Genomic DNA, 10,669 nt, shown 5'->3' with positions numbered 1-10,669 from the left:
CTCCAATTGTCAGATGGTGTCTAACAATTGGGGTGCAGTTCAATTTATAAAAAATCGAAGGGGTTTTTATATTTATTCTTTTATATTAGCAGCACAATACTCTCTTACAAGTTCAATTTCATCATCTTCAAGTTCAAAATCAAGAACACTGTCATCCCCGCGGTTATGGAGAAATAAACCAGCAATTTTTTGTTCAGTTTCTGTTATGACATACAGCACACGAATGTAAAAACCTTCCAGCGAATATAAATCATCTTCTTCATCCACTGTTGCATAGAGATGGCATTCATACCGGTCTCCTTCTAAAATCCCAAATGGGTCTTTAATTTTTTCTGCTTTATGATCGGTTATTTTCATATTGTAACCTCCTTTTTTACTTGGATAGTGCAATTATCAATTTCTTCATTCTCTTTATGCCTTCGTCAAATTGGGCAGGTCCTGCGAATCCATATGAAAGACGGATCGAGCGTGAAGCCCCCCCTGTATAAATACTGCCAGGATGAAATAAAATTCCTTCATTTGCTGCTTCCGCGTATAATTCTTTAATCGAAATGTCTTGTTTTAAACGGAGCCATATGAAAAAGCCTCCGTTTGGTATGTGCCAATCAGCAAGGTTAGATAGATGACGCTGAAGAGAAGACGCTGCATGATTGCGCCGTTTTAAAAGCTCTTTTCGAACATATTTAAAATGTTGCTCATATAAACCCTCCCCAAGCCATTCAGCTGCGACACGCTGCGACAGCGAACTCGTTCCGTAATCTGCTTGCATTTTTATTTCAGAAAGCCGCTCGATAACAGGTTCTGCTCCGGCTATCCAGCCAATCCGCAAACCAGGACTTAGCGTTTTGGATAAGCTGCCTATATACAGAACGTTACCATACACGTCCATTGATTTTATTGAAGGTGGAGGAGGTGAGTCAAGCCAGAGCTCACGATAAATATCATCTTCAATAATTGGCAGCCGGTGAGCTGCACAAAATGAAAGAACTTCTTTTCGTCTTGTTTCACTCATCAGCACACCGGTAGGATTATGAAAACACGGAATCGTATATAGTGCACCCGGCTTTTTTGAATGCCATTTTGTCTCCAAATCAGCTGTAAGCAGCCCTTCTTTATCCATTGCTATTCCTGCAAGTGACATCCCTCGCGATTGAAATGTTTGAATGGAATAAAGATAGGACGGTTCTTCTAAAAAGATGGAAGAACCGTGTTCTAGTAGTCCAGATGCAATTAATTGAAGCCCCTGCATTGCACCTGAAACAATTAAGATTGACGATGGAGAAACGGGTGTACCCTGTCTTGTCATATAACCGGCAACTGCTTCACGGAGCGGTTCATATCCAGTACGTTCTTCGTAGCCGAGTGAATTGATATTTCCTGACAGCCGTCCAATAACATCGTTTAAATAGCCGTCTGGAAATACATCTTCTGCCAGTTCACCTTTACTTAAATCAATGATTCCTGAATCAGCCGGTAGTACAGGCGGTGTTTCTTTTATGCGCGGCAGGGAGGCTAGAAGGGACCATGTATCATTGGCGACAATTGTGCCTTTTCCCATTTCGGCTTTAATTATGCCGTCGGCTTTTAACTGTTCAAGTGCAGCAATGACTGTGCTTCTGTTGACGGAAAAATCATCCGCCAGTACCCGCTGGCTGGGAATTTTTTCACCTGGTGTCCATTTTCCGAGCTTTATTTGTTCTTTAATCCAGTCCACGACAATGTTGGTTTTCGTTCCTGTTTTCATTTAATCTCTTTCCAGTACTGTTGAATAAATTCATCGCGTCCGGATTGTTTCCTGTCAGCTTCGTATTCCTCTTTATGATGCTTATAAAAGTCCTGATGATACGCTTCGGCTGGATAAAACGTGGATACAGGTAAAATTGGTGTAACGATCGGTTTACTAAATCTTCCGCTTTCGTCAAGTTGCTTCCTGGACTTTTCAGCAGTCTCTTTTTGCTGATCATTTGAGTAAAAAATAGCAGTGCGGTAAGAATGGCCTCGATCCTGAAATTGCCCGCCGTCATCCGTTGGGTCAATTTGCTGCCAGTATATGTCCAATAACTGTTCATACGAAAATACGTCAGAATCATATGTGATTTCTACCGCTTCCATATGGCCTGTATCACCACGCTTTACTTGCTCATAGGAAGGATGTTTAACGTGACCCCCTGTATAGCCGGAAATAACCGCTTCGATTCCTTCCCATTGATCAAATGGCTTCACCATACACCAGAAACAGCCTCCGGCAAAAATGGCTTTTTGTTTGTTCATAACTGGACTCCGCTCCTTTCCGGCAAAGCCACCCGCTTCCTAAAGTCTGTATCAGGATAGTAAGCATGTTTGACTAAAATATTTGGTCCGAGGCATCGGACGGACGAACAGTGGCATCCTGTTTCTTTCGCTAGTGTGGAGGTATTCCAAGCTTCATATGCTTCCTGAAATGAATTAGTTTGTATATTACCGAGAGAAGTGGCATCAGCAAAATCCGTCACGATTATATCACCAGAGAAAATATTCACATTTAATCTCGACCGGCCATCCGGATCATTTCGGACTGTAACGAGCTGCTCTTTTTGCAGGCGATAGACAAGATCACGGTCACGTTGGTCTCCGCTGCAAGCGAAAAATGGAAGTGTTCCAAACAACATCCACACATTTGGGTCTCTTACATCGAGCAAATGATGGATAGCTGCACGCATTTCATCAAGTGACAGCGACTCCAATGCACTAGCAAAATTACTCGGATACATCGGGTGTACTTCATGGCGTGCACATTTCATTTCATCGACAATTTGCCGATGAATGGTCTCTAAGTAGGGCAATGTCCGTTTGTTTAACATCGTTTCTGCTGATACCATCACCCCTGAATCAGCGAGAATGCGGCTGTTTTCAATCATACGTGTAAATAATTGTTCGCGCTGTTTGTATGACGGCTTACGCTCCATATTGGCGAATCCAGCTTCGACAAACTCGTCAACAGTTCCCCAGTTATGAGAGATGTGAAGAACGTCAAGATACGGGGAAATGGATTCATACCGTCCTGCCTCAATTGTTAAATTTGAATTCATCTGCGTATAAACGCCTCGTTCATGCGCATAACGGAGAAGGGGGAGTACATAATTTTGTACTGATTTTTTTGACAACATTGGCTCTCCGCCAGTAATACTTAAGGCCCGTAACGAGGGAATTTCATCGAGCTTTGATAAAAGAAGTGAGAGCGGCAGTGCATCAGGATCTTTTGTCTGCAATGTATATCCTACCGCACAATGCTCACAGCGCATATTACATAATGTGGTCGTCGTTAGTTCAATGTTTGAGAGCAGCATTGATTCAGATTCATCAATATCCATATATGGTTCCCAGGGATCAAATGATGGCGTTATATTTCTTTTCATTCGTAAGACACCTCTTTTTCTTTCAACCTCTTATTATACCTGTTTTTTAATTAAATGAAAAAGATTCTATATTTAACAAATACATAAATGAACATTCACATTATCTTTATATTTACTGAGTACAATGAGGAAGGGGGGACTGAGCCAAAATGATGGGTTCGTCGCGGATTATTCGAACGGCACTTTTTTCACCGGTCAAACGCTCATCAGGAGAATCGTTTAGCCTCAATTAACCATTTTCCGTTTACTGTCTTTAGAACGAGTGACACCGAAAATCAGGAAATTTTATGATGCATCAGGATAAAATGAGTTATGACAGATTACCCTATAAAAGGGCTATATACACCGTTAAATTGGGAGAATAGTTCATTTATTCGATAATTTTCAGCATATTGCTTTTCATTAATGGAAAAAACAAGTATGATTTGAGGTAACAACACATGAGGAGGAATTACATAATGAATAAAGCAACTGGTTTTATTGGTGCTGCACTTCTTTCAGGAAGCATTCTTGCCGGATGCTCAGCAGATTCTGAAAATGCGACTCCGGAGGAAAATACAACAAACGAAGTAACAACGCCAGAGGAAACAGACCAAACGGTTGAAAATACCGATCAAGAGCTGGATGATGCGAATCAGGAGTTGCAAGAAACAGGTGATGCTGTTGAGCAGCAGGCGGACACTGTTGAGGATGGTGCATCTGACGTAAAGGAAAACAGCGATAATGCAACAGAGGAAGCAACTGAAGAAGGTCAGGAAGCAACCGGAACATTTAACGGAATTGCCGATCCTCATACAGTGGAAATCGAGGTAAACGGGGAACCTGCTGCATATCAAGTAGATCCTGAAGGCGACATCATGCCTCAGTTTGAACAATTAACGGAAGGCGACAGTGTCACGTTTGTCTATGTTCAAAATGGAGAACAACTCGTTATTAAAGAATTGAAATAATAATAAAGCGCATCTTTTTTAGATGTGCTTTTTCGTTTAAATTAAAATGAACAAGGGAATTGTTAAAGAAATTATACGGGAATAGGGGGCCAGTACATGAACACTTCGGGAATGCTTCGTGGCTATTTAGCAAAAGTAATGGATCAGGAGAGTTTCTTTTTCCATGTCATTAACTGCATGGAAAAACAGCTTGTCGATTGGGGATGTGACACACTTTTGTTATTTAACTGGGGAAAAACATCAACGGTCGTATCCGGTCTTTTTATTATTAATGGTTTTTCGTATCGGTTTGCGTTTGAAAAAGAACAGTTATCATCACAGCAACTGTCACCTTACGCACTTGACCGTATGATCTGGGAAGAGTTGATTGCAGGCGGGTTTATTCTGAAAGAAAGCAATTACATTGACAAGGCATTCATGTAAAAAAGCGTCAGGGCAAATCCTGACGCTTTTTCTTACTTTCTGATTTGGCCATTCCCACGCACGAGCGATTTTACAGTAGTAATTGCTTTTAAACCCATTGGTCCTCTTGCATGAAGCTTTTGTGTACTAATCCCGATCTCTGCACCGTATCCAAACTGTTCTCCATCAGTGAATCTGGTTGAAGCGTTCCGATATAGAACAGCGGCATCAATTCCACGGTAAAATAAATTTGCATTGTCATCATTTTCAGTGATGATTGCTTCTGAATGTTTTGTTCCGTATTGATTGATGTGGGATACAGCCTCTTGCGTATTGTGAACGGTTTTAGCAGACAATGTCATCGCTAAAAATTCCTGACCCCAGTCATCATCGTTGGCCGGTGTAATAAAGGCGTAATTTTCAGTTAATGTTTCATCTCCCCGCACTTCAACATTTGCCTGTTTCAGCGCCTCAAATAGTTCGTTTTTATACGGCCAGTCTTTATGTACAAGAAGACTTTCGGCTGCGTTGCATACAGATGGACGGTGTGTTTTCGCATTCAGGGCAATTTCAATGGCCATGTCCTTTTGAGCGGATTCATCAATATATACGTGACAGTTTCCGACACCCGTTTCAAGAACTGGAACAGTAGCCTGATTTATAACCGATTGTATAAGGCCTGCTCCGCCCCGTGGTATTAGGACGTCTAAGTATTCATTTAATTTAAACATTTCACCCGCTGTTTCACGGCTTGTGTCTTCTAACAGCTGCAAAGCATCAGCTGGAAGTGGAGACAACTCAAGTGCTTCTTTCATGACAGAAACAAGTGCTTTATTTGAATGAAGAGCGGATGTACTTCCGCGAAGAAGAACAGCATTGCCGGCTTTTAAACAAAGAGTGGCAGCATCAACTGTTACGTTTGGGCGCGCCTCATACACCATACCGACAACGCCAAGCGGCACACGAATCGTTTCAATATTCAGGCCATGTTCTGTTGTCCACGATTCTACTGTTTCACCAACAGGATCAGCAAGCTCTGTTAACTGGCGGACTGCACCGGCTATTTGAGCTAGGCGATCTTCAGTTAGTTGAAGCCGGTCAAGAAGAGAATCGGTAAAGCCAGCTTGACGTCCTGATTCCATATCTTTTTCATTCTCAGCTAAAATAAAAGCAGTTTTCTCGATTAACGCATCCGCAATTAATAATAACGCCTGATTTTTTTCTTCTGTCGATTTCATTGCCATCTCAAATGAGGCCTGTTTTAGTAGCGCAGCTTTTTGTACTAATTCACTCATTTAAAGTCACTCCTTAATGATCAAATTTTAATGTTACCCAATTATCACGATGAATCACTTCGGCTCGCTCATTGATTGAATAAGCTTTTGTCTCCAGACTTGGGAGGCCTTTTATTTTTTCGAGGTCAACGGATGAGTAGAAAACCTGTCCACGCCCAAGAAGCTCACCTTTTTCATTTACAACATCGACGACATCAAGGGCATCAAACAAGCCATCTATTGATTTTACACCAGCAGGAAGCAAACTTTTCCCGCCTTTTATCACAGCTTTTTCTGCTCCTGAATCGACCGTAATAGAACCAGCTGGTTTTGCATGGTGTGCAAGCCACTGCTTTTTCCTTTGCATGTGAGGCTGCATAGGCGAACCGATATACGTTCCATCACCTTTTCCTTCTAAAATATCAAGCAATTTGCACTCACCTTTGCCGGTTCCAATGAATACGGAAACACCTAGCGACTGCGCTTTTTCGGCCGCGAGCAGCTTTGACTTCATCCCACCGGTGCCGACAGCTGATCCGCTGCCGCCTGCCATCGATAGCATTTCTTCTGTTATAGAAGGGACAAAATTGAATCGTTTCGCATCTGGATTCGTTTTTGGATTGCTGTCATAAAGCCCGTTTATATCGGTTAGAATGACAAGTGCATCTGCCTGCAAAAAGCCGCTCACGAGTGCAGAAAGCATGTCATTATCACCGTACGTTAATTCCTCGATTGATATCAAATCATTTTCATTAATGATCGGCACTGCATCATGATGTAAAAGTTCCATCATTGCTGTATAAAAATTTTGAAACCGGCCTTTTGAATAAAAATCACTTTTCGTTAAAAGAACTTGAGCAGCCGTTATCCCCTTTGGTGAAAGGTGAGAGATATACCGTTGGATCAATAAGCTTTGACCAACGGCTGCTGAAGCTTGACGCGCCGCCATTAATTTTGGACGGGTGGCATATCCTAGTGACTTGAACCCTGCGGCCACTGCGCCGGATGAAACGACAATCACTTCATGGCCCTGTTCTTTCACTGCAGCGATGGCAGATGTATGATCCGCAACTTTTTCGTCCACAATATTTCCCATGTCATCTGTTAACGAACTGCTGCCTATTTTAACGACAATACGCTGTTTTTTCATCAAATATCATTCCTTTTCAATAAAAAAAAGCACACCTCACCATCCAATAAAGGACGGGGTCTGCTTTCCGTGGTACCACCTTTTTTGACGCTGAAATGCGCCCGCTTTACATCCATAACGCGGAAGTGTCGGCTTATGTTTTCATAAGCATGTGTGTACAGGGCAGGTTCAATGGTGTTTGCCGTGGAGTTTTTCAGCCGATGAACTCCTTCTCTTATCCGGTTGGATGCCATTTACTAATCCCATCATTTTATCTATATATTCCTTTTTATTATCGTATATTCTGACTATTTGTCAAGCACGTCAGGCCGGTCTCGTATTATATCTAAAAAATGTTTCAGAATGCGGGCGGTCAAGCCCCAGATGATTTTGTCTTCATAAAAATAAAAATATTCTTCCATTGATTTTGTCTGCCAGTTATAGTCTTTTCCGCGGGCAATTAAGTGGTATGGAAAGTTTTCTTCTGGTTCTGGCCGGAGACGGACGTAATGAAGAGAGGGTTCCGTATTCAATAAAAAATCCAGCGGTACTGTGAAAATGTTATCCACTTCGGCTTCGTTTAAATTCATTTCTTTTACATCAATGAGGCCGACATAACTGTAAATGATCGTCCCGAATGGCGACAGCATAAAATCCAGTGGAAATAACAAATGAATATCATTTTCTTGAATCCCTAGTTCTTCTTGTGTTTCTCGGACAGCGGCATGATCAGGCCCGTTATCATCTGGATCGATTTTTCCCCCTGGGAAACAAACTTCACCTGGCTGCCGGCGCATGGTAAGTGAACGAACTTCAAACAATACGTGAAGGCCATCCTGTTTTTGTACAAGAGGCAGTAATAATGAAAACTTCACTAGCTTTTCGCTGCCGAGAATATCTGGTGTCCGGTTCTCAAAAATCGTTTTTAATTCATTAACATTCATACAAGCAACCCCAGATCATTTTCTTCTATTATAAAGGAATCGTATGGTATAGTGAAAAAAATTGAATTAATAGTGTAAAAATATTCGAAAAAATTGTAAAATGGTATAAGTACATACATCAGCAAAGCGCTGACGAATTTTTTACAATGAGGAGTCCTGAAAGATGACACAACAAATTACCGTACAATTAGCTGAGACGAAACGAGAAAAACCAGACCAAACGAATCTTGGGTTTGGGCGCGTTTTTACAGATCATATGTTTATGATGGATTATACGGAAGGGACTGGATGGCATGATGCACGAATTGTCCCGTACCAGCCACTTACACTCGATCCGTCGGCTATGGTGTTCCATTACGGACAGACGGTGTTTGAAGGAATGAAAGCATATTTGACAGAAGAAGGGCGCGTCTTTTTATTCCGTCCGGAAAAAAATATGGAGCGTTTAAATTGTTCAAATGAACGGCTGTGCATCCCGCAAATTGATGGAGATTTTATTATTGAAGGATTAAAGCAGCTAATTGAAGTGGATCAGGATTGGATTCCGACAGCAGAAGGCACATCGCTTTATATTCGTCCATTTATCATCGCAACTGAGCCATTCTTAGGCGTCGCACCAGCGAAAAACTACACGTTGATGATCATTATGTCGCCAGTTGGTTTATATTATAAAGAGGGTATTGCTCCTGTTAAGATTTTAGTGGAAAACGACTTTGTACGTGCGGTAAAAGGTGGTACAGGGGAAGCAAAAACAGGCGGAAACTATGCGTCAAGTTTAAAAGCACAGGAGATCGCTAGCGGAAAAGAGTACTCACAAGTTCTATGGCTTGACGGTGTTGAAAAGAAATACATTGAAGAAGTTGGCAGTATGAACGTTTTCTTTAAAATTGATGGAGAAGTGGTTACACCTGCTTTAAACGGCAGTATTTTGCATGGAGTTACACGTGATTCCGTCATTCAATTACTGAAACATTGGAATGTACCTGTATCAGAACGCCGCTTGTCTATAGATGAAATTGCACAGGCTTACCGCGACGGCAAGCTGGAAGAAGCATTCGGTACCGGTACAGCAGCGGTTATTTCACCGATTGGTGAGTTTCTCTGGGGTGAAGAAAAAATAGTTCTTAATAACGGGGAAACAGGTGAGCTGTCGAAAAAAATCTATGATACCATCACAGGAATTCAAAAAGGAAAACTGGAAGATCCATTTGATTGGATCACCGAAGTGCCAGTTTCTGCTGCAAAATAAATTTTTTAAGACGAACTGCCATACGGCTGTTCGTCTATTTTTAAAAAGGGGTGCCTTAAAATGGGAGCGGTTTCATTAGGTTATGATATTTTTTTGGTGGATCTACACGATTCTGGTTTTTCGAAGCGAACGGGATCCTACATATTTCATGAATCAAAAAAAGCCATCATCGAAACGAGCGCAAGTCCTTCAATTCCGTATTTGCTAAAAGGTTTAAAAGAACTCGAAATCGACCCGGATGAGATTGAGTATATCATTGTAACACATATTCACCTTGACCATTCGGGCGGTGCGGGATTGTTTTTAACCTATTGTCCGAACGCAAAAATTATTGTCCATCCAAAAGGGGCTCGTCATCTTTCGGATCCAACCCGGTTAATAGCAAGTGCAAAAACAGTTTATGGCGAAAATTTTACTGAATTGTTTGATCCAATTTTGCCAGTACCGGCTGATCGAATTATTGAAATGGAAGATGGTGGAACAATCGATCTCGGAGGGCGTATATTATCGTTTATCCATACGCCAGGTCACGCCAATCATCATTTTTCCATATATGATGAAAAATCAAACGGGATTTTTACAGGAGATACAGCAGGCATTCGTTATGCCCAGCTGGCAGATGAGGGAGAAGCATTTTACTTACCGACCACATCACCAAATCAGTTTAATCCTGACGAAATGAAAAAGTCGATTAAAACAATGATGTCTTATCACCCAGATAGAATTTACTTTGGGCATTACGGAATGAGTGATGAGCCTGAAGAGGCGATGGCGATGGTGTTAGAATGGCTTGATTTTTTTATGGACACTGCCGAAAATACAGAATCAGTTGAAGAGCTCTCAGAAACACTGTTAGAAAAAATCAAACAATTTTTAACGAAAAAAGAAATTCCATTACATCACCCAGTGTATGACATTCTCAAAGTCGATATGGATATCTGTTCACAGGGAATAATGCTCTATTTAAAAAAATAACACCCGAATCGGGTGTTATTTTTTTTGCATCGAGATGGGGTATTACCCATTTTTTTCGATTTCGATGCACGAGAGAGCGAATCTCAAGCGCGCTTAAAAACGTACATTTTTCAAATGGTCATGCATTCGGTCCTCCTGAATTCGTTCAAGGTATAAATTTCCACCGATATATCATCATGTCCTGCTAAATCTTTTACAACAGCTAACGGAACATCCTGTTCAAGCAGTGATGTTACAAACGTATGGCGAAACCAGTGCGGGCTTAACTTTACCATAAATATATTATGTATAGTAAAGATAATTAATACTTATCTAAACAAAAAAACTGAAACCTTAAAATATCAGGGGTTT

The 10,669-nt window shown here is 41.3% G+C and carries 12 protein-coding genes; 4 read left to right on the top strand and 8 right to left on the bottom strand.

Annotated features, from left to right (window positions below):
• Window positions 1–72: 72 nt before the first annotated feature.
• Genes BTO28_RS09610 through yfkAB form a run of 4 tightly spaced genes read right to left on the bottom strand, consistent with a single transcriptional unit; the run spans window position 73 to window position 3,395 of the window.
• Window positions 73–357, bottom strand: coding sequence for a DUF6509 family protein (locus BTO28_RS09610; RefSeq protein WP_076765681.1), 285 nt, complete (start codon window positions 355–357; stop codon window positions 73–75).
• A gap of 16 nt (window positions 358–373) precedes the next feature.
• Window positions 374–1,744 carry an aminotransferase-like domain-containing protein gene (locus tag BTO28_RS09605; protein WP_076765679.1) on the bottom strand — a complete coding sequence of 457 codons (1,371 nt, stop codon included), beginning with the start codon at window positions 1,742–1,744 and terminating at the stop codon, window positions 374–376.
• Entirely contained in the window at window positions 1,741–2,271 is a 531-nt protein-coding gene (gene msrA / locus BTO28_RS09600; protein WP_076765677.1) for a peptide-methionine (S)-S-oxide reductase MsrA, read from the bottom strand. Before msrA ends, BTO28_RS09605 begins: the two co-directional genes overlap by 4 nt.
• On the bottom strand, window positions 2,268–3,395 hold the full coding sequence (gene yfkAB / locus BTO28_RS09595) for a radical SAM/CxCxxxxC motif protein YfkAB (RefSeq protein WP_076765675.1): 1,128 nt from the start codon (window positions 3,393–3,395) through the stop codon (window positions 2,268–2,270). The genes msrA and yfkAB overlap by 4 nt, the downstream gene beginning before the upstream one ends.
• A gap of 458 nt (window positions 3,396–3,853) precedes the next feature.
• Here yfkAB and BTO28_RS09590 point away from each other — a divergent pair, with 458 nt between their 5' ends.
• Window positions 3,854–4,345 (top strand): hypothetical protein, encoded by a 492-nt coding sequence (locus BTO28_RS09590; protein ID WP_076765673.1) that lies wholly within the window; start codon window positions 3,854–3,856, stop codon window positions 4,343–4,345.
• 96 nt (window positions 4,346–4,441) lie between these two features.
• A complete protein-coding gene (locus BTO28_RS09585) occupies window positions 4,442–4,768 on the top strand; it encodes a hypothetical protein (protein ID WP_076765671.1) in 327 nt (108 codons plus the stop codon).
• Between the two features lie 32 nt (window positions 4,769–4,800).
• Here BTO28_RS09585 and BTO28_RS09580 read toward each other — a convergent pair whose 3' ends face one another.
• From BTO28_RS09580 to BTO28_RS09565, 3 genes are all read right to left on the bottom strand, one after another.
• Window positions 4,801–6,042, bottom strand: coding sequence for a glutamate-5-semialdehyde dehydrogenase (locus BTO28_RS09580; RefSeq protein WP_076765669.1), 1,242 nt, complete (start codon window positions 6,040–6,042; stop codon window positions 4,801–4,803).
• A gap of 13 nt (window positions 6,043–6,055) precedes the next feature.
• Window positions 6,056–7,171, bottom strand: a complete 1,116-nt coding sequence (gene proB, locus BTO28_RS09575; RefSeq protein WP_076765667.1) for a glutamate 5-kinase — start codon at window positions 7,169–7,171, stop codon at window positions 6,056–6,058.
• Between the two features lie 287 nt (window positions 7,172–7,458).
• Window positions 7,459–8,094: an NUDIX hydrolase gene (locus BTO28_RS09565; RefSeq protein WP_076765663.1), complete on the bottom strand. Its 636-nt coding sequence runs from the start codon at window positions 8,092–8,094 to the stop codon at window positions 7,459–7,461.
• Window positions 8,095–8,257: 163 nt separating this feature from the next.
• Here BTO28_RS09565 and BTO28_RS09560 point away from each other — a divergent pair, with 163 nt between their 5' ends.
• Both BTO28_RS09560 and BTO28_RS09555 read left to right on the top strand, forming a co-directional pair.
• Window positions 8,258–9,343, top strand: coding sequence for a branched-chain amino acid aminotransferase (locus BTO28_RS09560; RefSeq protein ID WP_076765661.1), 1,086 nt, complete (start codon window positions 8,258–8,260; stop codon window positions 9,341–9,343).
• A 60-nt stretch (window positions 9,344–9,403) separates the two neighbouring features.
• Complete coding sequence (locus tag BTO28_RS09555) at window positions 9,404–10,318, top strand: MBL fold metallo-hydrolase (protein WP_076765659.1); 915 nt, start codon at window positions 9,404–9,406, stop codon at window positions 10,316–10,318.
• A gap of 110 nt (window positions 10,319–10,428) precedes the next feature.
• Here BTO28_RS09555 and BTO28_RS09550 read toward each other — a convergent pair whose 3' ends face one another.
• Window positions 10,429–10,593 carry a tyrosine-type recombinase/integrase gene (locus BTO28_RS09550; RefSeq protein ID WP_233129860.1) on the bottom strand — a complete coding sequence of 55 codons (165 nt, stop codon included), beginning with the start codon at window positions 10,591–10,593 and terminating at the stop codon, window positions 10,429–10,431.
• Window positions 10,594–10,669 lie beyond the last annotated feature (76 nt).

Origin of the sequence: Domibacillus epiphyticus (assembly GCF_001975785.1) — a bacterium.
GTDB classification, from domain to species: Bacteria; Bacillota; Bacilli; order Bacillales; family Domibacillaceae; genus Domibacillus; species Domibacillus epiphyticus.
Note: the sequence above shows the minus strand (reverse complement) of the source record. Positions and strands in the feature narration are given on the sequence as shown.